The organism is Desulfovibrio piger (genome assembly GCF_951793255.1).
Classification (GTDB): domain Bacteria; phylum Desulfobacterota; class Desulfovibrionia; order Desulfovibrionales; family Desulfovibrionaceae; genus Desulfovibrio.
This window is the reverse complement of record NZ_OX636706.1, coordinates 2,767,501-2,790,926: the sequence shown is the minus strand read 5'-3', so window position 1 is coordinate 2,790,926 and position 23,426 is coordinate 2,767,501. Positions and strand designations below refer to the sequence as shown.

At 64.3% G+C, this 23,426-nt stretch carries 20 protein-coding genes and 1 other RNA gene (1 of these 21 running past the window's edge); 12 read left to right on the top strand and 9 right to left on the bottom strand.

The window, feature by feature from the left end; all coding sequences use genetic code 11:
* Positions 1 to 26 precede the first annotated feature (26 nt).
* From dapA to Q4I12_RS12460, 9 genes are all read right to left on the bottom strand, one after another.
* Complete coding sequence (gene dapA / locus Q4I12_RS12500) at positions 27 to 908, bottom strand: 4-hydroxy-tetrahydrodipicolinate synthase (protein ID WP_302261783.1); 882 nt, start codon at positions 906 to 908, stop codon at positions 27 to 29.
* 37 nt (positions 909 to 945) lie between these two features.
* The gene (locus Q4I12_RS12495) at positions 946 to 1,221 is read right to left on the bottom strand and encodes an HU family DNA-binding protein (RefSeq protein WP_006004403.1); all 276 of its coding nucleotides are present in this window, start codon (positions 1,219 to 1,221) and stop codon (positions 946 to 948) included.
* Between the two features lie 190 nt (positions 1,222 to 1,411).
* Positions 1,412 to 2,525 (bottom strand): peptide chain release factor 2 gene (gene prfB / locus Q4I12_RS12490; protein WP_204625293.1). Its coding sequence is split into 2 segments (ribosomal slippage): positions 1,412 to 2,449 and positions 2,451 to 2,525, totalling 1,113 coding nucleotides; the frame shifts between segments, so codons are not numbered across the junction.
* 5 nt (positions 2,526 to 2,530) lie between these two features.
* Entirely contained in the window at positions 2,531 to 4,075 is a 1,545-nt protein-coding gene (gene lnt / locus Q4I12_RS12485) for an apolipoprotein N-acyltransferase (protein ID WP_302261782.1), read from the bottom strand.
* 1 nt (position 4,076) lies between these two features.
* Positions 4,077 to 4,940, bottom strand: a complete 864-nt coding sequence (locus tag Q4I12_RS12480; protein ID WP_302261781.1) for a hemolysin family protein — start codon at positions 4,938 to 4,940, stop codon at positions 4,077 to 4,079.
* Positions 4,941 to 5,312: 372 nt separating this feature from the next.
* A complete protein-coding gene (mnmG, locus tag Q4I12_RS12475) occupies positions 5,313 to 7,244 on the bottom strand; it encodes a tRNA uridine-5-carboxymethylaminomethyl(34) synthesis enzyme MnmG (RefSeq protein WP_302261780.1) in 1,932 nt (643 codons plus the stop codon).
* Positions 7,225 to 8,487, bottom strand: coding sequence for a M20 family metallo-hydrolase (locus Q4I12_RS12470; protein ID WP_204674567.1), 1,263 nt, complete (start codon positions 8,485 to 8,487; stop codon positions 7,225 to 7,227). Before Q4I12_RS12470 ends, mnmG begins: the two co-directional genes overlap by 20 nt.
* A gap of 154 nt (positions 8,488 to 8,641) precedes the next feature.
* Positions 8,642 to 8,905, bottom strand: coding sequence for a PxxKW family cysteine-rich protein (locus tag Q4I12_RS12465; protein ID WP_006004419.1), 264 nt, complete (start codon positions 8,903 to 8,905; stop codon positions 8,642 to 8,644).
* Between the two features lie 178 nt (positions 8,906 to 9,083).
* On the bottom strand, positions 9,084 to 10,412 hold the full coding sequence (locus Q4I12_RS12460) for an amidohydrolase (protein ID WP_302261776.1): 1,329 nt from the start codon (positions 10,410 to 10,412) through the stop codon (positions 9,084 to 9,086).
* Positions 10,413 to 10,489: 77 nt separating this feature from the next.
* On the opposite strand from Q4I12_RS12460, the gene Q4I12_RS12455 reads away from it, so the two are divergent.
* The 12 genes from Q4I12_RS12455 to rny form a co-directional block, all read left to right on the top strand.
* Complete coding sequence (locus Q4I12_RS12455; RefSeq protein ID WP_302261775.1) at positions 10,490 to 11,248, top strand: alpha/beta hydrolase; 759 nt, start codon at positions 10,490 to 10,492, stop codon at positions 11,246 to 11,248.
* 486 nt (positions 11,249 to 11,734) lie between these two features.
* A complete protein-coding gene (gene yajC, locus Q4I12_RS12450) occupies positions 11,735 to 12,070 on the top strand; it encodes a preprotein translocase subunit YajC (protein ID WP_006004428.1) in 336 nt (111 codons plus the stop codon).
* Between the two features lie 153 nt (positions 12,071 to 12,223).
* Positions 12,224 to 13,804 (top strand): protein translocase subunit SecD, encoded by a 1,581-nt coding sequence (secD, locus tag Q4I12_RS12445; RefSeq protein WP_168934882.1) that lies wholly within the window; start codon positions 12,224 to 12,226, stop codon positions 13,802 to 13,804.
* Positions 13,805 to 13,822: 18 nt separating this feature from the next.
* Positions 13,823 to 14,923 (top strand): protein translocase subunit SecF, encoded by a 1,101-nt coding sequence (gene secF / locus Q4I12_RS12440; RefSeq protein ID WP_302261772.1) that lies wholly within the window; start codon positions 13,823 to 13,825, stop codon positions 14,921 to 14,923.
* Positions 14,924 to 15,230: 307 nt separating this feature from the next.
* The gene (locus Q4I12_RS12435) at positions 15,231 to 16,154 is read left to right on the top strand and encodes a J domain-containing protein (protein ID WP_168934884.1); all 924 of its coding nucleotides are present in this window, start codon (positions 15,231 to 15,233) and stop codon (positions 16,152 to 16,154) included.
* Between the two features lie 15 nt (positions 16,155 to 16,169).
* Entirely contained in the window at positions 16,170 to 16,472 is a 303-nt protein-coding gene (locus Q4I12_RS12430) for a chaperone modulator CbpM (protein ID WP_168934885.1), read from the top strand.
* Positions 16,473 to 16,679: 207 nt separating this feature from the next.
* Complete coding sequence (gene clpB, locus Q4I12_RS12425; RefSeq protein ID WP_302261771.1) at positions 16,680 to 19,280, top strand: ATP-dependent chaperone ClpB; 2,601 nt, start codon at positions 16,680 to 16,682, stop codon at positions 19,278 to 19,280.
* A gap of 368 nt (positions 19,281 to 19,648) precedes the next feature.
* Positions 19,649 to 21,004: a bifunctional UDP-N-acetylglucosamine diphosphorylase/glucosamine-1-phosphate N-acetyltransferase GlmU gene (gene glmU, locus Q4I12_RS12420; RefSeq protein WP_289616878.1), complete on the top strand. Its 1,356-nt coding sequence runs from the start codon at positions 19,649 to 19,651 to the stop codon at positions 21,002 to 21,004.
* A gap of 317 nt (positions 21,005 to 21,321) precedes the next feature.
* Positions 21,322 to 21,567 (top strand): DUF904 domain-containing protein, encoded by a 246-nt coding sequence (locus Q4I12_RS12415; protein WP_081446796.1) that lies wholly within the window; start codon positions 21,322 to 21,324, stop codon positions 21,565 to 21,567.
* Positions 21,568 to 21,575: 8 nt separating this feature from the next.
* Complete coding sequence (gene zapA, locus Q4I12_RS12410) at positions 21,576 to 21,854, top strand: cell division protein ZapA (protein WP_168934888.1); 279 nt, start codon at positions 21,576 to 21,578, stop codon at positions 21,852 to 21,854.
* Positions 21,855 to 21,871: 17 nt separating this feature from the next.
* Positions 21,872 to 22,050: non-coding RNA, 6S RNA (gene ssrS, locus Q4I12_RS12405), on the top strand.
* A gap of 171 nt (positions 22,051 to 22,221) precedes the next feature.
* Positions 22,222 to 23,426, top strand: partial view of a ribonuclease Y gene (gene rny, locus Q4I12_RS12400; protein WP_168934889.1) — the 5' portion only. 355 nt of this gene lie beyond the right edge of the window; the window shows 1,205 of its 1,560 coding nt (coding positions 1-1,205); the start codon lies at positions 22,222 to 22,224; its stop codon lies off the right edge, out of view.

The following is a 23,426-nucleotide window of genomic DNA, read 5'->3' as shown; positions in this document are numbered from 1 at the left end:
GCGGGGCTTGAAGACGATGTGCCGTATTAGGCAAGCAGTCCCTTGGAAGCCAGGACGCCCTTGAGGCGTTCCAGATGTTCGTCGGTCAGCGGGCAGAGCGGCAGGCGCATCTCGTCGGTCATGCGGCCCATGAGAGCCAGGGCGGTCTTGACCGGGATGGGGTTGCTTTCCATGAACATGGCCTGATGCAGGACGAAGAGGTCATGATGGATGCCCATGGCGGTGGAGATATCGCCCTTGGCAAAGGCATTGTACATGGCAGCCACCTTGCCGGGGACGATATTGGAGGTCACGGAGATGACGCCGCTGCCGCCGATGGACATGAGGGGCAGAGCGGTGAAGTCGTCACCGGAAAGCAGGCTGAAGCCCTTGGGGCACTGTTCCATGATCAGGCTGCACTGGCTCATGTCGCCGGTGGCTTCTTTCACGCCCACGATATTGGGGAACTCATGAGCCAGACGGCTGAGCGTGGCAGGCAGCAGGTTGGTGCCGGTACGGCCGGGAACGTTGTAGGGGACCAGAGGCATGTCGACGGCTTCGGCGATGGCCTTGAAGTGACGGTACAGACCTTCCTGGGTGGGCTTGTTGTAATAGGGGGTGATCAGCAGCGCACCGTCGGCCCCGGCTTTCTGGGCAAAGCGGGTCAGGCGGATGGCTTCGATGGTATTGTTGGAACCGGCACCGGCCAGGACGGGCACACGCCCCTTGACCTGGTCGATACAGATCTCGATGACACGTTCATGCTCTTCGTGGGAGAGCGTGGCCGATTCGCCGGTGGTGCCGCAAGGCACAAGGCCGTGGATTCCCTCACTGATCTGGAATTCAATGAATTCGCGATAGGCGGCTTCATCAACGGCGCCGTTTTTGAACGGCGTGACGAGGGCGGTCAGGGCACCGAAAAATTGCATGGTCCACTCCTTGGAACTGAGCTAAATGGGACTGCGGTTACTGGTTGATATATTCCTTGAGCTCCTTCCCGGCACGGAAGAAGGGCAGGCGTTTGGGCACGACGGAGACGCTTTCGCCGGTTTTGGGATTACGTCCGGCATAGCCGCTGTATTCCTTGATCTTGAAGCTCCCGAATCCCCTGATCTCGATACGGTCGCCAGCGATGAGCGAATCCTTCATCGCATCAATGAAAGTGTTCACCACCAAGGACGCATCATCGAACGGAAGATTGCTTTCTTCTGCCAGGGCCTTGATGAGTTCGCTCTTGTTCATCGTTCCTCCTCGTCGGTGAAAGGAGAGCGTTGGTAAAAAGGATGCCAGTCGTTATGATAAGGAATCCTATCCTTTTTGCCGGACGAGGTAAAGTTGCAGGGCAGAAAATGGCAGGGAAATATGCCCGGAAAAGTGCGGGACATGCCTGTTTTGCGGGGCAGACGCACCTTTCCGGGCCATGAAGACGCTATCAGCGCTGCTGTTCGTGCCTGTAGAGCAGATAGTCGTGCTGGAACTGGTCGATCTGGCCATCCAGGACGGCTTCCACGTCGCCGCATTCGCTGTTGGTCCGGTGGTCCTTGACCAGACGGTACGGCTGGAGGGTGTAGGTGCGGATCTGGCTGCCGAAGGCGATGGCGTCCTTGCCCGCATACTGGGCGGCGCGCTCGGCTTCGCGTTTTTGCAGCTCAAGGTTGTACAGACGGGCCTTGAGGATGCACAGGGCCGCTTCCTTGTTGTGGTGCTGGGACTTCTCGTTCTGGCACTGGGCCGAGATGCCCGTGGGGATGTGGGTCACGCGCACGGCGGAGCTGGTGGTGTTCACGCTCTGGCCGCCGGGGCCGCTGGAGCGGAAGGTATCGAAACGCAGGTCCGTTTCCTTGATGTCCAGCTGGATGTCGTCGCCCACGTCGGGCATGACGTCCACGGAGGCGAAGGAGGTGTGGCGGCGGCCGGAAGCATCGAAGGGCGAGATGCGGATCAGGCGGTGGATGCCGCGTTCGCTCTTCAGGAAACCGAAGGCGTGCGGGCCCGAGATGCGCAGGGTCACGCTCTTGATGCCGGCTTCATCACCGGGAAGATAGTCCAGCTCCTCCACGGTGAAATGGCGCCGGGCAGCCCAGCGGGTGTACATGCGCAGCAGCATCTCCGCCCAGTCCTGGGATTCGGTGCCGCCCGCACCGGGGTGGATCTCCAGGATGGCATCCTGGTTGTCCTCCTCGCCGGAGAGCAGCATCACCAGTTCCGTCTCGTCCAGCAGGGCGTCCAGGCTGTCCTGCTGTTTCGCCAGGGATTCCAGGGCCTCGTCCTCGCCGCTTTCCACAGCCAGTTCCAGCCATTCGTGCATGTCGTCATGGCAGGTCTTGAGGGCATTGAGGCGGGAGACCTCATCCTCCAGCTGGCGCTTTTCGCGCAGCAGGGGGGTCAGGGCTTCGGGATTGTCCCAGGCATTGGGGCGGGAAAGTTCCGTTTCGATGGCGGCAAGACGCTGTTCGCTGGCCGCGACGTCAAAGACGCCCCCAAAGGTTGTCGAAACGCTGGTCGAGGGGCTGGCAACGGGCACGAAGATCACTGAGTTGCAACATGAGAACTATCGAGGGGTTGAAGGTGAGGGGCGACGCGTGCCCCAGAAAATGCCGAGCCAGAGCAGTCCGGCGGCCAGCGGCAGCCAGAGCCCGAGCTTGTGATAGATGGTGGCCCCCTGTTGCAGGCGCAGACGCCCCCAGAGGGTATTTTCTTCGAACTGGCCCCCGCGGACGGTCACGCGGCCGCGGGCGTCGATGATGGCGGAGATGCCGGTATTGGTGCCCCGCAGCAGCCAGCGCCCCTGCTCCACGGCGCGCAGGGAGGCGAGGTACAGATGCTGGAGCGCCGCCGGCGAGCGGCCGAACCAGCCGTCGTTGCTGATGTCCACCAGCACGTTGGCGCCGTGCTCCACGCGGGCCTGCGCCAGCCAGGGGAAGACGGCCTCGTAGCAGATGAGCATGCCCAGGCGGAGGTCTTCGTGCACCAGGGGCGCGGCGGAGCGGCCGGGGGTGTAGACGCCCACTTCCTGGAGCAGGTCGGCAAGGAAATTCCAGTTGAGCCACTCCGGCACATATTCGCCGAAGGGCACGAGATGTTCCTTGTCATAATGGCCCGCCGTGTTGCCCGAGGGATCGAGGAGCAGGGCACGGTTGAAGACCTGCATGTTGCCTGCCGCATCATACTGGAAGCCGGGCACGCCGGTCAGCAGGGGGCTCTGGGCCTGGCGGGCCAGATTGCGCACCAGTGCGGACAGGATGCCGTTGTTGTCGAAATTGAAGGGCAGGGCCGTTTCAGGCCAGACGATGAGGGGCTTTTCGCCGGGATGGCGCGCCAGCTCCGCCTGTGTCAGGCGCAGATAGGTCTCCACCGTGCGGCGCTGGTAGGCCGGCACCCACTTCTGGTTCTGGTCGATGTTGCCTTCGGCAAAGAGGACGGCCACGCTGTCCTCGCCGCGGGGATCGTCCTCCAGCGGCGCGGTGTGCAGGCGCCAGGCACCATAGCCCAGCAGCAGGGCGGCCAGCAGTAGCCCGGTGCACACGCAGGCAGGCCGGCGCCAGTGCCGCAGGCTAAGGATCACCGTGACCCACAGGCCGGCCAGCAGATAGGCGCCCGTCACGTCGGCGGCCTGTATCCACAGGGGCCAGGCCGCCAGGGCGCCGCCCAGGGGCAGCCAGGGAAAGCCCGCCACCAGCGCGTAGACATATTCCAGAAAATACCAGGCAAGACCCAGCAACCAGGCCTGTGCCAGCGGGCCGCGCCCGCGCAGGGCATGGGCCAGCAGGCTGAACAGGCCGCCGGCGCTGGCCAGGCAGGTGGCCACCAGCACGGCGCAGACCGCCGCCAGGGCCATGGGCAGGTTGCCCACGGTGGCCATGGGAATGGTCAGCCAGTAGAGCACGGCCGCCATGCCCACGATGGAGCTCAGCCAGCCGCGACGCAGGGCCGCGCCCGCCGAGGGCGCCGAGCTGCCCAGCAGGGCCAGGCACAGGGGCAGCAGCAGGGCCAGCGGAGGCAGGGAGATCCAGCCGTTGGGAAACGCAAGCCACAACGCCGCGGCCCCCGCCAGGCCGAGGCCCGGGGGGGAGGAACGCAACCAGGCGTCACGCATCTCAGTCTTCCGTTTCAGAGGCGTCGGGCATGTTTTCCCGGGCCGGTTCCATGCGCAGGTGGCGGATGAGCTTCTTGTCCGCATCCAGCACTTCGAAGCGCCAGCCGCGCAGGATGAAGACCTCGCCGGGGGCGGGCACATGGCCGGCTTCCATGCTCAGGTAGCCGCCGATGGTGTCCACTTCGTCGGAGCTGAGGTCCACGCCCAGTTCTTCAAGATCTTCCAGCAGGGCACGGCCCGTGAGTTCATAGACATGGGCCCCCAGGGGACGGATGTCTTCCTCGCGGGGAGCGTCGTGTTCGTCCTCGATGTCGCCCACGATCTCTTCCAGCAGGTCTTCGATGGTGATCAGGCCCGAGGTGCCGCCGTATTCATCCAGCGCGATGGCGATGTGCTGCTTGCTGGCGCGGAATTCCTGCAGGAGGTTGCGGATGGGCTTGGTCTCGGGCACGAAGAACGGTTCGCGCATGATGGCACTGGCGGGCTGGTCAGCCATCTTGGGGTCCAGCAGGCAGCTCAGGATATCCTTGGCGTGGAGCATGCCGACCATGTTGTCCCGGGTGTCGCGGAAGACAGGGATGCGGGAATGGCCCGACTCCACGATGACCCTGGCCACTTCGGGCAGGAGCATGTCTTCGGGGACACAGTCGATGTCGGTGCGGGGCGTCATGGTGTCCTGCACCTGCAGGTCGTTGAAGCGCAGGATGCCCAGGAGCATGGACTCCTCGTCGGGCTCCACTTCGCCGTCGGCGCGGGCTTCGATGATGGCTTTTTCCAGGGATTCATCGTCTTCGCGTCCGAAAAAGCGGGTCAGACGCGACCAGATGGTGCCATTGCTACTATGACAGTCGGAACCACCGTCCAAAACAGCCTCCTAGAAGGGCTTTGCCTGCGCGCCGCACCGGCGCCGGGCAAAGGCATGTCGCCGTGCCGGGGCACGGGCTGGGGTGAGGGGGACGCCGCCGGGAACGCAGCCCACGAAGGCGGCGGGATGCGCAGCCTTGTCGTGGAGGCGTCCGGGCGGACGCAGGAGCGGATGCCGCGTCCGGGGCAGGAAAACGCGGTCTGCCGCCGTGTGTACGGCGTGGCCCTGAGCACACGCCTACAAAAGGCACCCGTCCTCTCAGGATAACGGGGAACATTCCCCAACGTCAACAGCGCATCCTTCTTTTATCAGGCGAAGATGCGCGGCACAAAAAGGGGACCCGCGGCTGGGCCGCAGGTCCCGGAAAAGACATCAGAGGGACTGCCGCTTGCCGCGTAGCAGGCCCAGCTTGTGCAGGTGGATCTCCAGACAGCCCACGGCCGCCGGGGTCACGCCGGAGATGCGCCCGGCCTGGCCGAGGTTGCGGGGCCGCACGCGGTCCAGCTTTTCCTCCACCTCGCGGGAAAGGCCCGCCACCTGCCGGTAATCCAGATCGGCGGGCAGCTCCACGGATTCCAGACGCGCGGCACGGGCGATGAGCTCGCGCTGGCGCTCCAGATAGCCCGCGTATTTGACGTCCACCTGGACGGTCTCCAGATCGCGCAGGTCGCGATCGGCCAGGGCCTCGGCCAGCGGAGCCGAGATGCGGGCCAGACGCTCCAGATCCATGTCGGGACGGCGCAGGGCCTCTTCCAGCGTCCGGCCGCGCAGCGCGGTACGCAGCTCCGTCTCTTCGGGAGTTGCCGGAGCGGTCTGCGCCGCTTCGTCACCGTCGGTCAGCTGGACGCGCACCTGCTGCAGCAGGCGGCGCACCGCATGGCCGTGTTCCATCTTGTCGTTGAAGAGGCGCCACTGTTCTTCGCCCACCAGACCGATCTTGCGGCCCAGCGGGGTCAGGCGCACGTCGGCATTGTCCTCGCGCAGCAGCAGGCGGTGCTCCGCCCGCGAGGTGAACATGCGGTAGGGCTCCTCGGTGCCGGAGGTGACCAGGTCGTCCACCAGCACGGCCATGTACGAGGAGTCGCGTCCGGGCACGAAGGGATCGAGCTCCTTCTCCCGGCAGGCGATGTTCAGGGCCGCCCACAGCCCCTGGGCCGCAGCCTCTTCGTAACCGGAGGTGCCGTTGATCTGGCCCGCCAGCCACAGACCGGGCAGAGCCTTGGTCTCCAGCGTGCCGTGTAGCTGCACCGGGTTGGCGTAGTCGTATTCGATGGCATAGCCGGGACGCACCATGACGGCATGCTCCAGACCGGGGATGGCGTGGATCATGGCCTGCTGCACGTCCAGCGGCAGGCTGGTGGAGATGCCGTTGGCATAGACCTCCGGGCTGTCCAGGCCTTCGGGCTCCAGGAAGATCTGGTGCCGTTCGCGCTCGGGGAAGCGCGCCACCTTGTCCTCGATGGAGGGGCAGTAGCGGGCGCCCGTGCCCTGGATGACCCCGGTGAACAGGGGCGAGCGGTCGAAGCCGGAACGGATGGCCGCATGGGCGGCCTCGTTGGTCCAGGTGATGTGGCAGGGCACCTGCGGCAGCACCGGGCCGGGACCACGGAAGCTGAAGCGCGGCGGCGGAGTATCGCCGGGCTGTTCCTCCAGTTTGGAAAAATCGATGGACGCCCGCAGCAGGCGCGGCGTGGTGCCGGTCTTGAGACGGCCCAGCGTGAGGCCCAGACGGCGCAGGCTGTCGGAAAGGCCCGTAGCCGGGGCATCACCCAGACGGCCGCCGGGCAGATGCGTGAGGCCGATGTGGATGAGGCCGGCCAGGAACGTGCCGGTGGTGAGCAGCACATGCCGGGCATGGAAGGTCAGGCCCTGGGCCGTGCGCACGCCGGCGGCATGGCCGTTCTCTTCCAGCACCTCGGTCACGGAGTCCTGCCAGATGCGCAGGCCGGGCGTGGAGAACAGGGTCTTCTTGAGGACCTTCTGATAGGCCTCGCGGTCGATCTGGGCGCGCGTGGCGCGCACGGCCGGGCCCTTGCTCATGTTGAGGGTGCGGAACTGGATGCCCCCGGCATCGGCCCACAGGCCCATCATGCCGCCCAGGGCGTCGATCTCGCGCACCATGTGGCCCTTGGCCAGGCCGCCGATGGCAGGGTTGCAGGACAGATAGCCCAGACGGTCCACATTGCCGGAGATCAGCAGCACGCTCAGGCCCAGACGGGCCAGGGCCACGGCGGCCTCGGAACCGGCATGGCCGCCGCCTGTCACGATACAGTCAAAACGGTTCTCAGCGCTGCATGAGCACATGGGCAAACACCTGGGCGTCCTTGAGGGTGGCGGTGATGGAAGAATGTTCGTCGGGCTGGTGGCAGGTGCTGTCGATGCAGCTCCACACGGCGGCGGGCAGGCCCTGCTGGCGCAGCAGGGCGGCCACGGTGGCGCCGCCGATGCCCACGGGACGGGCCTCCACCTGATAGATGTCCGTGACGGCACGGCGCAGGGCCGCGACCACGGGGCTGTCCGCAGCCGTTTCCGAGGCGCGCTGGCAGTGCTCGATGGCCACGTCGATGCGCACGCCGTGATGTTCGGCCACGGCCGTCAGGCGACGGCGGGCGGCGTCCAGCACATGCTCGGGTTCCACGCCGGGCAGCAGACGGCAGTCCACGTAAAAAGTGTCATGTCCGGGCAGGATGTTGACGCTGGGCACGTTGGCATCGTGGCGGCTGGGCACGAAGGTGGAGCAGGCCGGGTCGAACAGGGCGTCGCGGCGGGGGAAATCCTTGTGCAGCTCCATGCAGGCCAGCACGGCGGCGGCCCCGGCCACGAAGGCGTTGCGGCCCTTGTGGGGCGTGGAGGCATGGCACTGCACGCCGCTGACGTCGACCTTGAGCCAGCACAGGCACTTTTCGGCCACTTCGATGTCCGCGCCCGTGGGGGAACCGGAGTCCGGCACGATGTAGAAATCGTCAGCACGCAGGAAACGCTCCCCTTCGGGGAGAGCCGCGTGGCGCTCCAGCACATGGGCCAGGCCGTAGTCGTTGCCGCATTCCTCGTCGGCCATGAACACCAGGCCCAGGCTGAGTTCGGGGGTGATGTCGCAGGCATGCAGGGCTTCGGCCAGCAGCAGCATGCTCACCAGGCCCTGCTGGTTGTCCTCCACACCGCGTCCGACGAGCATGTCGCCCTGCCGGACCACCTGCCAGGGATCGGAATGCCACAGGGCCGGGTCACCGGGCGGCACCACGTCCATGTGGGCAAAAAGCCAGAGCGTCCGGGAGGAACGGCCGGGGATGCGGGCCACCACGTTGGGGCGCAGCCCGGAGGGCACGCGCGGATCGGCGGCATCCAGACGGCGGATGTCGCTCACCCCGCAGGCGCGCAGGCAGTCTTCGATATACAGGGCCTTGGCCAGCTCGCCCTCGCCGCCGTTTTCCGGGCCCAGGGCACGGAAGGCGGTCAGGTCGCCCTGAAGGGCCGCCACACGGTCCTGACGCTGATCCAGCCAGCGCAGGAGGGGGGACAGGGCGCTGTCCTGCGAACTTGTGTTCATGCTGTTTTTCCTTGAAGCCGCCCGGGCCTGGAGGCCCCTGCGGACAAATGACAAAAGGGAGGCTGTCGCGACAGCCTCCCCTGTGCAATGTGCCAGAAAATTGCAATCGGTGCGGGATGTTCGCGCCGGGCGCGTCCCGCATGCCGCGTATGGTCTAGCGACCCTTGGCGGCGCGCTTGGACGCCTTCAGGGGGTTGACCTTGGCAGCGGCGGCGACCTGCACCTTCACATGGGTAGCGAAGTTGCAGCGGCCACCGGACCACTTGCTGGCGGGGCTGGCGTAGCTGGAGCAGAAGTTTTCGCCTTCAAACTCGCGAATGCGATCACAGCCTTCGCACTTGTCAATGATGGGGGAAACCACAAAACCGTTCACAACCACGCCTTCGGCGGTTTTCACGGCATTAAGCAGAGCAGCCATAACGATACCTCCATGCGCCGAAGCGCTTTCGTTTCAGTCTGAATGGGGCACTATAGACCAAAAAACAATGGTGTCAAGTCCCCCCGTGCAAGGGAACCCCGCCCGGGCGGCTTTTCCGCTGCCGCAAGGGCCCCGCTCCGGCCCCGGCAGGCAAGGCCGCGACGGGAAGGGCTCCGGCTCAGGCCACCTGTTCGGACAGGCCCAGACGGCGCAGGACGAAGCGCCGCATCTCGCGCACTTCCGCGCACAGGGCCGGGTAATCAAAGCGGCTGAAGCGGCCGTCACGGTACAGGACCTCGCCCGCCACCATAGTCAGGGCCACTTCCATGCCCGTGGCCGCATAGACGGCGTGGGAGGCCGCGTTGAACAGGGGCTGCATGTTGGGCGCGGAAAGGTCCAGCGCGATACAGTCCGCGGGACGCCCCACGGCAAGGGTGCCGCCGTCACCGCCCATGGCCGCCGCACCGCCGCGGGTGGCCATGTCGAGCACCGTCCGGGCGGGCATGGTCTCGGGATCGCCCGCCGCCTTGTGCAGCAGGGCGGCGCGGCCCATCTCCGTGAACATGTTGAGGCGGTTGTTGCTGGCGGCGCCGTCGCTGCCCAGGGCCAGCCGCACGCCGGCATCCAGCATGGCGGGCACCGGGGCCACCCCGGAGGCCAGCTTCATGTTGGACGAGGGATTGTGGACAACGCTCACGCCGCGGCGGGCCAGCAGGGCGATCTCGTCGGCGTCCACGTCCACCCCATGGGCCAGGATGGTCCCGGGACGCAGCAGCCCCAGACGGTCGGCATGGGCCACGGGGCGCAGGCCGTGCTGTTCCAGGCTCAGGGCCGTTTCCTGACGGGTCTCGGCCAGATGGATGTGCAGCGGCAGGCCCAGTTCGTCGGCCAGTTCGCGGCAGGCCGTGAGCTGCGCCGCCGTGGTGGTGTAGACGCTGTGGGGCATGACGGCCACATGCAGACGGTCATGACCGGCCCAGCGCTGCGCCATCTCCCGGGTGCAGGCCAGGGCCGCATCGGCATCCGGGCAGCAGGCCGAGGGGAAATTGAACACGCCCTCACCGGCCAGGCAGCGCAGACCGGCCTTGTCCGCCGCTTCCAGCACGGCGGCTTCGAAGATGTACATGTCCACGCAGGACGTGGTCCCGGTGCGCAGCATCTCGGCAAAGCCCAGCAGGCTGCCCAGGCGCACCAGATCGGGCGTCAGGCCCTGTTCCACGGGAAAGATCTTCTGCTGCAGCCAGTCCATGAGCGGCATGTCGTCGGCCAGGCCCCGCAGGAAGGTCATGGCCGCGTGGGTGTGGGCGTTGACAAGGCCGGGCATGACGAGCATGCCGGAAAGGTCGAGAATTTCACGTGCCTGCCATGCGGCTGTCACATCCTGGCTGTAGCCCAGGGCGACGATGCGCCCGCCATCAATGGCCAGGGCTGCGTTTTCGAGGACGCGCCGGTCATCGTCCTGGGGCAGCAGGACACCGGCGTGGAGAAGCGTGTCGCAGGTTTGCATGGATGCTCCTGACGGGTTAAGGTCTGCGGACGGGAAAACAGGCGTAGTTGTATCCTCATGCTTCGGGGAGGGCAAGAATGGACGCGCTGCTGCTGCACGGTCTGGGTGGAGGGCCCGCTGATATGGATTCGCTGGCGCAAGAGCTGGCGACGATGGGCGTGGCGTGCCATGCGCCCTGTCTGCCGGGGCATGGCGCCGGCTGGGAGGCTTTCGTACGCAGCCACTGGAACCAGTGGAGCGCGGCGGCCCATGAGGCCTATGCCGCCCTTGCGGGCCAAAACCCGGAGCCGCCCCTGCTGGCGGGCTATTCCCTGGGCGGCCTGCTGGCTCTGGATACGCTTTTCTGGGCCCGGGAGGCCGGGCTGCCCGCGCCCCGCTGCCTGCTGGTCTTCGCCGCGCCGCTCTACTGGTCGTCCCGCCCCGGCCGTCTGGGCGAACGGGCCCTGCGCTGGCGGCTGGCCTGGAAAGCCTGGCGACAGCCTGTGGAGATCTGTTCCCCGCGCAGCGAGGCCGCGCGGGAGACCGCGCCCTGGCAGGGACACGAGCGGGTGGTCTGCTGGCGCCATATGGCCGAGATAGCCCATGAGCAGCCCCGGCTGCGGGCCCTGCTGCCCGCCTGCGATGTCCCGGTCTGTTATGTCCAGCTCTGGCATGACAGCAGCTGCCCGCGCCGCAATGCCGTGGAGTGGATCTGCACGGCATCCCGCAGGGCCGAGACCCATGTGCTGCGCACGGTCAGCCGTCACGGCGGGCATCTGCCCCTGTCGCACAGGGAAAGCCGGGACGAGGTGGTGCGCATCGCCTGCAATTTCGTCCGGGCCGTGCTGGGAAGCTGAGGTCCGCTCCGTACAGAGAGCCTTTTCGGGATAGCGGGACAGCATCCCCGGTGATAGGAAGGGGATGCGTCTTTCTTTCCTCCAGGCGGGTGGAGAGAGGAGGGGCGATCCTTTCCGAAGGCCGCTTGCGCAGGAACTTCGCTTTTCCGCCTGTCGTCTCTTTACGGGGGCTTCCCGGGCGGGATGGCGGCGCAGGCACCGGGCTTTCCTTCAATAGAGAGGCTGCCTCAGTCCCCGGTCGTTCAAATCGGCCCTGCGGCGGCGATTTTTTCTGAACGAAGCGCTCCTGCCGGCATGTTTTTTACCGTCATCCCTGCCGCGCGGAGGACGTTTTTCCCGCTCAGGAGAAGGGCTTGCAAGTTTTTTTGCGGCAGGATATGCTTGCGCGCTGAAAATTTGTTACCCCGGGCATCCCGCATAGAAAGCGGCCTGCCTACAGCATCCCTTTGGAGGTTCGTCTTGTTGTTTGAATCCGTTGCTTTCGCCATGGGTACCCCCCAGGCCGGCGGCGCCGCCCCCAGCGGCGGCGACATGCTGATGCAGTTTGTTCCCCTGATCCTGATGTTCGCCATCTTCTGGTTCCTGCTGATCCGTCCCCAGCAGAAGCGCGCCAAGGCCCACAAGCAGATGCTGGCCGAACTGAAGCGCGGCGACCACGTGATGACCAGCAGCGGCCTGATCGGTCGCATCATGGAAATCAGCGAAGAAGAAGTGGTCATCGAATGTGGCGATGCCAAGCTGCGCATGAGCCGCGGCGCCATCGGCGGCCTGATCGGCAAGAGCGCCGAAAAGGCTGAAGCCAAGGCCGAAGAAAAGAAGTAACATTCCGTTCTTGTTTCGGAATCGGTAATGGTTGCGGCTCCGGCGCCGCCCTGTTTGCAGGGAGGCGCCGGGCCGTGTCGGGCGGTTCTGGCTCCGGCCGGCCGCCTCTTTCCGTTTTTACGGACATCTCCATCAAGTGCGGAAGGTATCCCAATGATTGGTTTGCGCTCGCGCTTGGCCGTGGCCCTGCTCGTGTTCGGCCTGTGCCTTGTCTACGCGTTGCCCAGCGTGCCCTATATCGGGACGGCGCTGGAAAACGTCCTACCATCCAAAAAAATCAACCTTGGCCTGGACCTGAAGGGCGGCATCCACCTGACCCTGGGCGTCGACGTGGCCAAGGCTGTCAGCAACTCGCTGGCGCTGGCCGGGCAGGATATCCGCCGCCTTGCCAAGGACGAGAAGATCGTCGTGCTGCATCCCCGCGTGGTGGGCAATGACAAACTGGAATTTGCCCTGCCCCGTGTGGACGATGAAGCCAAGCTGCAGGAGATCCTGCAAAAGAATTTCCCCCAGCTGAATGTGGGCGAGCCCCGTCGTACGGAAGCCGGTCTGCGCTATGTGGCCGAATTCCGTCCCGAAGAGATCAGCCGCATCGAGGACATGGCGCTGGATCAGGCCCTGCGGACCATCCGCAACCGTATCGACCAGTTCGGTGTGGCCGAGCCCGACATCCGCAAGCAGGAAGGCAACCGCATCCAGGTGCAGCTGCCCGGTCTTTCCGACCCGCGCCGTGCCGTGCAGATCCTGGGCCAGACCGCCCATCTGGAATTCCACCTTGTCCGTGACGACGTGGATCCCAACAAGGCCGTGCTGCCCAGCGGCGTCATGGCCCTGCCCCTGCTGGAAAAAGGCCACGACGGCAGCGAGACCGCCACGCGCCTGATCGCGGTGGAAAAGGACGCCATGCTCTCCGGTGAGGATGTGGCCGATGCCCAGCCCACCTTCGAAAAGAACCGTGCCAGCGTCAGCCTGAACTTCAACAGCCGCGGCGCCACCCTGTTCGAGAACGTCACCGGCGAAAACGTGGGCCGCCGCATGGCCATCGTGCTGGACGACAAGGTCTATTCCGCCCCCGTGATCCAGCAGCGCATCGCCGGTGGCCGCGCCGTCATCACCGGCCAGTTCACCACGCAGGAAGCCACGGACCTGGCCATCGTGCTGCGTGCCGGTTCGCTGCCCGCGCCCGTGTCGGTGCTGGAAGAACGCACCGTCGGTCCTTCCCTGGGCCAGGAATCCATCGACAGCGGCATCAACGCCGCTCTGGTGGGTGCCGCCGCTGTGGTCGTGTTCATGGCCATCTACTACGGCATGAGCGGTGTCATCGCCGACATCATGCTCTGCTTCACCATGCTCATCGTCATGGCGGGCATGGCCGGCTTCGGCGCCACCCTGACCCTGCCCGGCATCGCCGGTATCGTGCTGACCATCGGTATGGCCGTGGACGCCAACGTGCTGATCTACGAGCGCATACGCGAGGAACTGCATCTGGGGCTCTCGCCCCTGGCGGCCGTCAAGGCCGGTTTCGAGCGCGCCACCATTTCCATCACCGACTCGAACCTGACCACCATCATCGCCACGGTGATCCTGTACCAGTTCGGTACGGGCCCCATCCGCGGTTTTGCGGTCACTCTGTCGCTGGGTATCGTGGCCTCCATGTTCACGGCCATTTTTGTGTCGCGGGCCATCTTTGAATACTGGGCGCGCAAGTGCGGCCCCAAGGGCATCAGCATCTAGGCTGGCCGGGAGAGAATCATGGCTTTCGCATTCATCAAGCATGACACCAAGATAGATTTTATCGGCAAGCGCCACATCGCCTACGCCATCTCGATCCTGCTGCTTCTGGTGGGTCTGGGCTCGGCGCTGTGGGGCAATGGCCTGCGCATGGGCATCGACTTCGCCGGCGGCGTCATCGTGCAGGTGCAGTTCGCCCAGCCTGTGGAAGACGAAGTACTGAAGAAGAGCCTGGATGTGCCCGAACTGCCGGGCATCAGCACCCAGCGCTTCGGTGAGGGCACGCGCGACTACCTGCTGCGCTTCTCCTCTGCCGAGAACACCGATGCCGCGGCGCTGCGCACCAACGTGCTGACCGCCCTGGCCAAGGCCTTCCCCGGCAATGACGTGGAGATCCAGCGCCTTGAGATGGTGGGCCCCAAGGTCGGTAACGACCTGACCAACAAGGCCCTGGGCGCCCTGTATTACGCGACCCTGCTCATCGCCGTGTACATCTCCGGCCGCTTCGAACAGCGCTGGATGGCCGGTGTGGCCATGGCTGCCGTCCTTTGGGGCGGCATGTACCTGGCCGGCCTCACGGGTCTGAGCATGGGCTGGCTGGTGCTGGTGGCCCTGGGCATCACCCTGGTGGTCTGCTTCGTCCTCAAGCTCAACTTCGCTCTGGGCGCCCTGGTGGGCCTCATCCATGACGTTTTCATCACGGTGGGCCTGCTGTCGCTCATGGGCGTGGAGATCGACCTCAACGTCATGGCGGCCCTGCTGACCCTGGTGGGTTACTCGCTCAACGACACCATCATCGTCTATGACCGTCTGCGCGAAAACCTGCGTGCCGCGCCCAAGCAGCCCCTGGACGCCCTCATCAACCGCAGCGTCAACCAGACCCTGTCCCGTACCATCCTGACCAGTGGTACCACCTTTGTGGCGACCTTGGCCCTGTACCTGCTGGGTGGCGGCGTGATCCACGACTTTGCCCTGACCATGCTCATCGGCGTGTTCGTGGGTACGGCGTCGTCCATCTATGTGTCCTCGGCCGTTCTGCTGGCCCTGGGCGACACGGACTTCTACGTGCACCAGCAGGAACGCCCCGTGTACGAAAAGCCCGGTGAGCACGGCATCGTCTAGTTGCTCCAGCCACACCGGATGGTGATTCACGGCCGGGAGGGACGTTGGTCCTTCCCGGCTTTTTTTGTGCGCTCCCGCCTGCCGAAGCCTGCGCCCGCAAGAGCGCGGCCGGTCTGCACAAGAAGGCTCTGCCGGACAGGGCCGGTCGTCTGGAAGCGGCCCCTGGCCGACGGGAGGGCCCCCGGCAGGTCATTGTCCCCGGCTGGCCCGGTTGAGCGCCGGGGAATATTTTTTGTGTGACGGTTTCTTGACGCCGGGCAAGAACGTCTTACCTATTGGCAAGAAGACCCGATTGGGGGAGAGCATCATGGCAGTAGAATACAAGGATTATTACAAACTTCTGGGCGTGGAGCGTTCCGCCGGTGCGGACGAGATCGCCAGAGCCTACAAGAAGCTGGCCCGCAAGTACCACCCGGATCTGAATCCGGGCAACAAGCAGGCCGAAGACAAATTCAAGGATATCAACGAAGCCTACGAAGTGCTCAAAGACCCTGAAAAGCGGCGTATGTACGATCAGCTCGGCCCCAACTGGCAGCATGGCCAGCAGTTCCAGGGCGCTCCGGGCTTTGAAAATATGCACTTCAACTTCAACGGCCAGAACTTCGACGGTGCAGGCTTCTCGGACTTTTTCGAGACCCTGTTCGGCGGGCGCGGCAGCCGTTTCGGTGGTGATCCGTTCGGCGGTTTCCGCCAGCAGCAGCCGCGTCGCGGCCGTGACGTGGAGGCCGAACTGCCCCTGACGCTGGAAGAAGTGGCCCGTGGCGGCCGCCGCAGCGTGAACCTGCAGACGGCCTTCGGCCCCAAGACGCTGGAAGTGAACGTGCCTTCCGGCATCCGCGAAGGCGCCAAGCTGCGTCTGGGCGGACAGGGCGAGCCCGCTCCCGGCGGTGCGCCCGGCGATTTGTTCCTGCGGGTGCGTTATCTGCCGCATTCCGTGTTCAAGGTGGACGGCGACAACCTGCAGTGCGACGTGGTCCTGGCCCCCTGGGAAGCGGCCCTGGGCGCCCGGGTGCCCGTGCCCACCCTGGAAGGGCAGGTGGAGATGAACATCCCCGCCGGTTCGTCCTCGGGGCGCAAGTTCCGCCTGCGCGGCAAGGGGCTTGGTTCGGCACAGCATCGCGGCGACCTGCTGGCCCGCGTGATGATCCGGGTGCCTGAGCAGCTTTCGGATGAAGAGAAGGCCCTGTGGCAGCAGCTGGCGGACAAGTCGTCCTTCCGGGCCCGCGGCTAGGATGGAGGTTGTGATATGAGCACGTCTGACAGAGACGACATGACCACCGTGGTCATGGCGTGCGAAGAATTCATGGCAAGCACCGGTATCGCGCCCGAGCGGCTGCGTGAGCTGCTGGCCCTGGGCTGGCTGGAAAGCCGCACGGAAGGCTCCGACCAGTTCTTCCGGGATGCGGACATCTACCGTGTGCGCAAACTGGAACGCATCTGCTGCGACTTTGAGCTGCCCGTGGTGGGCGGCACCATCATCGTGGACCTTCTGGAGCGCATCGACGCTCTGGAGCACAAGGTGCGCGAACTGCAGGGATTGGAAGACTGATCCCCTGTGCCGAGAAGCCCGCGGATACGGATCCGTCGCGGCGGCCCGCAGACCCCACCCGGCCTTGCGCCGCCGCCCGGACACTCCGGGCCCTCTGGAGTCCGCCTGCGCAGCCCGCGCACAAAAAAAATCGATTTTGCTTACCTTCCGCCGTGGGGCGGCCCGTGTGCGCACGGGCCCCGTCCATAGCGGCATCGTGGAGGATATATGGACATCAACAAATTCACGGAAAAAGCCCGCGAGGCCGTGACCCAGGCGCAAAGCATCGCCGTGGGCATGGGCCATCAGGATATCGACAGCGAGCATCTGGCGCTGGCCCTGATCCGTCAGGAACAGGGCATCGTGCCCCGCATCCTGGATCAGATGGGCGTGCAGACCGCCGCTCTGGCCGTAGCCGTGGAGGAAAAACTGCGCAAGCGTCCCTCCGTCTCCGGCAGCGGCATGGACCCCAACCGCATCTCCATCACCCAGCGTCTGGCCAAGGTGCTGGGCGACGCCGAGAACGAATCCCGGCGCATGAAGGACGAATACGTCAGCGTGGACCATCTGTTCGCCGCGCTGGCCGAGAACGCGCCCGGCACGCCGCTGGGCGAGGTCTTCAAGGAATACAACATCAGCCGTGCCAGCTTCGGCCAGGCCATGGAGAGCCTGCGCGGCGGTGCGCGGGTGACCAGCCCCAACCCCGAAGACACGGTGGAGGCCCTGAGCAAGTACGCCCGTGACCTGGTGGAAGCCGCCCGTCAGGGCAAGATGGACCCGGTCATCGGCCGTGATGCCGAGATCCGCCGTGTGGTGCGCATCCTGTCCCGTCGTACCAAGAACAACCCCGTGCTCATCGGTGAGGCCGGGGTGGGCAAGACGGCCATCGTGGAAGGCCTGGCCTTCCGTATCGTCAAGGGCGACGTGCCCGAGGGCCTGCGCGGTCACAAGCTCTACGCCCTGGACATGGGCGCGCTGATCGCCGGTGCCAAGTACCGCGGCGAGTTCGAGGAACGCCTCAAGGCCGTGCTCAATGAAGTGGAGAAGAGCGAAGGCAAGATCATCCTCTTCATCGACGAGCTGCACACCATCGTGGGCGCTGGCAAGACAGAAGGCTCCATGGACGCGGGCAACCTGCTCAAGCCCATGCTGGCCCGTGGCGAACTGCACTGCATCGGCGCCACCACCCTGGACGAGTACCGCAAGTACATCGAGAAGGACCCGGCCCTGGAACGTCGTTTCCAGCCCGTGCTGGTGGACGAGCCCACGGTGGAGGACGCCATCTCCATCCTGCGTGGCCTGAAGGAACGCTTTGAGGTCCACCACGGCGTGCGTATCAGCGACTCCGCCATCGTGGAGGCCGTGACCCTGTCGCACCGCTACATCACGGACCGTCAGCTGCCGGACAAGGCCATCGACCTCATCGACGAGGCCGCGGCCCTGATCCGTACCGAGATCGACTCCCTGCCGTCCGACCTGGACGAGGTGAACCGCAAGGTCATGCAGCTGGAGATCGAGCGCGAGGCCCTGCGCCGCGAGACCGACGCCGCCTCCCGTGACCGTCTGGAAAAGCTGGAAAGCGAACTGGGCGAGCTGCGGGTGCAGCAGGGCGAATTGCGCCAGCAGTGGGAAAAGGAAAAGAACGCCATCGACAGCGTGCGCGGCATCAAGGAAAAGATCGAGCAGACCAAGCTGGCCATCGAGCAGGCCGAACGGGCCTATGACCTCAACAAGGCCGCCGAGCTCAAGTACTCCACCTTGCTGGCCCTGGAAAAGCAGCTGGCCGATGCCTCCGCTGCCGCCGGTGCCGACGGACCGCGCCTGCTCAAGGAAGAAGTGCGTCCCGACGACGTAGCCGAGATCGTGGCCAAGTGGACCGGCATCCCGGTGACCCGGCTCATGGAATCCGAACGCGAAAAGCTGCTGCATCTGGCCGATCAGCTGCACAAGCGTGTGGTGGGCCAGGACGAAGCCGTGCAGGCCGTGGCCGATGCCGTGCTGCGTGCCCGTGCCGGTCTGTCCGACCCCTCGCGTCCCACGGGTTCGTTCATCTTCCTGGGCCCCACGGGCGTGGGCAAGACCGAACTGTGCAAGACCCTGGCCGAGGCCCTGTTCGATACCGAGGACAACATGGTGCGTCTGGACATGAGCGAGTACATGGAAAAGCACTCCGTGTCCCGCCTCATCGGTGCGCCTCCAGGATATGTGGGCTATGACGAAGGTGGTCAGCTCACCGAGGCCGTGCGCCGCAAGCCGTACTCCGTGGTGCTGTTCGACGAGATCGAAAAAGCCCATCCTGACGTCTTCAACACCCTGTTGCAGCTGCTGGACGATGGCCGTCTGACCGACAGTCAGGGCCGTACCGTGGACTTCCGCAACTGCATCGTCATCATGACGTCCAACATCGGTTCGCCGCATCTGCTGGACGGCATCGGCGAGGACGGCAGCCTGAAGGAAGGCGCCCGTGATGCGGTGATGGAAGAGCTGCGCCGCCACTTCCGGCCGGAATTCCTGAACCGTGTGGACGAGACCGTGCTCTTCCTGCCCCTGCGGCGTGACCAGGTGACGCGCATCGTGGACCTGCAGATGGATCGCCTGCGCAAGCGTCTGGAAGAACGCAAGATCACGCTGGGCATCACGGATGCCGCCCGCGAGTTCATCGCCGGCGAAGCCTACGATCCCGTGTACGGCGCCCGTCCGCTCAAGCGCTACGTGCAGCAGTACGTGGAAACGCCTCTGGCCCGTGAACTGGTCAGCGGCCGCATCCTGGATGGTCAGGCTGTCCAGATCGATGTGCGCGATGGCGAACTGGTCTTCCAGAACGCCTGAGCCTGAAAAAACTGCTCCGGCATGGCTGCCTGCCAGCCTGCCGGGATGATCCCGCACAGCAAAGGCGGCCCTTCGGGGCCGCCTTTTTCGTATCGCCATGATCCCAAAAGGCAGCTTTTGCCAAAAGCATTCCCCTTTGTCCGGGACAGCCGTCTTCCTGCCGGGGACCTGCGGCCGCGTGTCTGCTCCCGGCCCCTATCCTGCCTGCCATCCTTCAGAATAAAAGTTTTCGGGTAGGGAAGGGGGAGCTCGAGGGGGAAGGGGAGGGCCTTTTTCAAAAGGTCCTCCCCTTCCCCCTCGTATCCATAAGCTTGCCCTTTGCGGGCTGAGGGGCTATTTTCTTTCCATCTTTTTTGCAAGGAGCCACCATGTTGCAGACAGCCGCCCTTATTCTGGCCGCGGGCAAGGGCACCCGCATGCATTCCGACAAACCCAAAGTATTGCAGACCGTTCTGGGCGAACCCATGCTGCGCTACGTGCTGGAAGCCGTCCGCCCCGTGTTCGACGGGCGTGTGCTGGTGGTGGTGGGCCATCAGGCGGGCATGGTGGAGGCTGCCTTCCCGGACGCTTCCTTCGTGCATCAGGAACAGCAGCTGGGCACGGGCCATGCGCTGATGCAGGCCATGCCCGCGCTGGAAGGGCAGTGCGAGCGCGTGCTGGTGGTCAACGGCGATACGCCGCTGCTCTCCGAGGACGTGGTGCGTCATTTCGTGGAGGCCTCGGAAGGGGCTGATCTGGCCTTTGCCACCATCGAGCTGGACGATCCCGCCGCCTATGGCCGGGTGGTGCGTGCCGCCGACGGCAGCGTGCGTGCCATCGTGGAGGCCAAGGACTATGATCCCGCGCTGTACGGGCCCGAACCGCATGAGGTCAATGCGGGCATGTACTGCGTGCGTCTGGATCTGGCTGCCCGTCTGCTGCCGCGCATCGGCAATGCCAACAAGAGCGGGGAATACTACATCACCGATCTCATCTCCCTGGCTGTGGCCGAAGGCTGCAAGGTGCAGGGCGTGCAGTGCGGCCGGGACGAGAGCCTGATGGGCGTCAATTCGCCTCTGGAACTTTCCCGCAGCGAAGAATTTTTGCGTGAACGTGTGGTGGACGGCCTGCTGCGTTCCGGCGTGATGCTGCATGCGCCCGCGCTGGTACGGATCAGCCCGCTGGCCACGGTGGAGCCGGGTGCGGAGATCACGGGCCCGTGCGAGATCTACGGCCGCAGCGTGGTGCGTCGGGGTGCCCGTATCGACTCCCATTGCGTGATGCGCGATACCGTCATCGAGGCCGGGGCGGAGATCCGCTCCTTCTGCCATTTCGAGGATGCCCATGTGGGCGAGGCCGCCCTGGTGGGGCCCTATGCCCGTCTGCGGCCCGGCGCCGTGCTGGAAGAAGCCTCGCATGTGGGCAACTTCGTGGAGCTCAAAAAATCCCGCCTGGGCAAGGGCGCCAAAGCCAATCACCTGACCTATCTGGGGGATTCCGAGATCGGCGCGGGCACCAATATCGGTGCGGGCACCATCACCTGCAACTATGACGGCAAGCACAAGTTCAAGACCACCATCGGCGAAGGGGCCTTCATCGGCAGCAATACGGCCCTGGTGGCTCCGGTGCGTGTGGGCGACGGCGCGCTGATCGGGGCGGGCTCGGTCATCACCAAGGATGTGCCCGATGGCGAGATGGGCATCGCCCGCGGCCGGCAGAAGAACCTGCCGCGCAAATCCGTCTAGCTCCTTTGGGAGCCTGGAAAGCGCCACCAGAAACTTTTCCGCTGCAGGCAAGACTGCCCGGCCATGCCGTGGCGTCAGTCAGGCTCTATCCGCCTGATTCTTCCTGCCCGGCGGGAGAGTTCCAGGCAAAAAATCCTTTGGGGGAGGCCCGGTGCCTCCCTCTTTTTTTCTGATGTGCAGGAAAAGTTTTTTCTTTTTCCAGAAAAGGGAATTTCGTTGAATAGCAAGGAAAAACAGTTGATTATCTTTGCATGAAATCGTGATTTGCCGCATGGGCCGCCTTGCCATCGGCATGGGGCAGTGCTATACCCAGAATCATGGAAGCACTAGAGCAACTTGAAACGCAGGTACTGGCCCTTTTGGAGCAGAAAGCCCAGCTTCTGGCGGAGACTCGTCGTCTCCACTCCGAACTTGAGGCCACTATCGCCGCGAAGATGTCTTTGGAAGAAGAAAACCGCGAACTGCGCGAGAACCTGAACAAAGAAGAGCAGGTGCGGGGCGATGCCATCAACCGCATGGATGCTCTGCTGAGACTTATCCAGGAGCATGAAAGCGCCGAGTAGGTTTTCGAGTGAGTCAAGAACACTTTAACCTTACCGTTCTTGGTACTGCGGTCACATTCCGCCACAGTGCCGATATGGAGCGTGTGCGTGAGGCCATCGCTCTTGTGGAAGAACGGTTTGCAGACCAGAAACTGAGGTCACACGGTATGCAGAGTAACAAAGATATTCTGCTGACTGTTCTGGCTCTTGGTCTGGCGGATGATTTGTTGCAATCGCAAAAAAAGCTGGACGATGTGCAGAATCGCATCGAGACCATGCTTTCAAAGATAAAAGAAGAGTCCGTTTAAGTCATCAATGACAGCATATTTCCCTGGAGTGTGCGTGATTTATGACTCGGTGCTGACCTTACAAGCATAAAATCGGGAGCTGTCCCTGCTTTTTGTGAGCACGCCCGTTTACGGGAAGCCTGTAGAAAAGTACACGGCCCCCCCCTGGGAAACCAGGTTCTGCATCGAAGTCATGACACGGCGCTCTGGGGATTTTTTTCTGTCCTGCACCGTACTCCTTGCACGCTTCGGCGTGGTCTTTGCCTGCAGCCATCCTTATGCCGTTTTTGCGGTCAGAAGCCAGCCCTCCGCCAGTAGACCTCGTGCGGAGGCTGGCTTCCGCCATTTATGATACCCGGGTGATTCCCGTTGATTATAGAGGATGGTTATGGATTTTATGGATATTGTATGGCTGGCCCTGGCCGCTGTGGTCGGCCTGCTGGTCGGTGCGCTGGTGCACAAAAGTGTGACCACCAAGCGCATCGGCGATGCTGACGAGCTGGCCAAACGCATTGTGGAAGAAGCGCGCAAGGAGGCCCAGGCGCAAAAAAAGGAAATCCTCATCCAGGGGCAGGATGACCTTTTTAACCAGAAGCGAGAGCTGGAAAACGAATTCAAGGAGCGCGAGCGCGAAGTCAAACTGCGTGAACGCAAGCTTGAAGAGATGGGCGGCCGGCTGGAAGAAAAACTGGAAAAAGCCACCGCCAAGGAGCATGAGCTCCTCGCCGCTGAAAAGGATCTGGCCCGCAAGGAACGCCAGCTGGCCGAGTCGGAAGAGTTCCTGCAGACGCGCATCGATGAAGAAGAGCAGCGTCTTTCCGAGATCGCCGGCCTGACGGCGGAAGAAGCCAAGGCCCGTCTGTTTGCCGAGGTGGAGGCCAAGACCCGCCATGAATCGGCCAAGATGATCCGCCAGATCGAGACGGAAGCCAAGGAGACCGCCGACCGCAAGGCCAAGGAGATCCTGTGCAACGTCATCCAGCGTTATGCCGGCGACTACGTCAACGAGCAGACCGTCACGGCGGTTTCCCTGCCCAGCGAGGACATGAAAGGACGCATCATCGGTCGTGAAGGGCGCAACATCCGTGCGCTGGAAGCCGCGACCGGTGTGGACCTCATCATCGACGACACGCCGGAGACCGTCATCCTGTCCGCCTACAGCCCCCTGCGTCGTCAGGTGGCCAAGATGGCTCTGGAACGTCTGATCCAGGATGGCCGCATCCATCCCGCCCGCATCGAGGACATCGTCCAGAAATGCGAACAGGAACTGGATGCCCAGGTGCGCGAAGTGGGCGAACAGGCCACGTTCGATGCCGGGGTCCACGGCATCCATCCCGAGATCATCCGTCTGCTGGGGCAGCTGCGCTACCGTACGTCCTTCACCCAGAACGTGCTGCAGCATTCCCTGGAGGTCTCCGCCCTGTGCGGCATGATGGCCGCGGAGCTGGGCATGGATGTCAAAAAGGCCAAGCGTGCCGGTCTGCTGCATGATATCGGCAAGGCCGTCGACCATGAGGTCGAAGGGCCCCATGCCCTCATTGGCGCCGATATCGCCAAAAAGTATAACGAAGGCAAGGACATCGTCCACGCCAT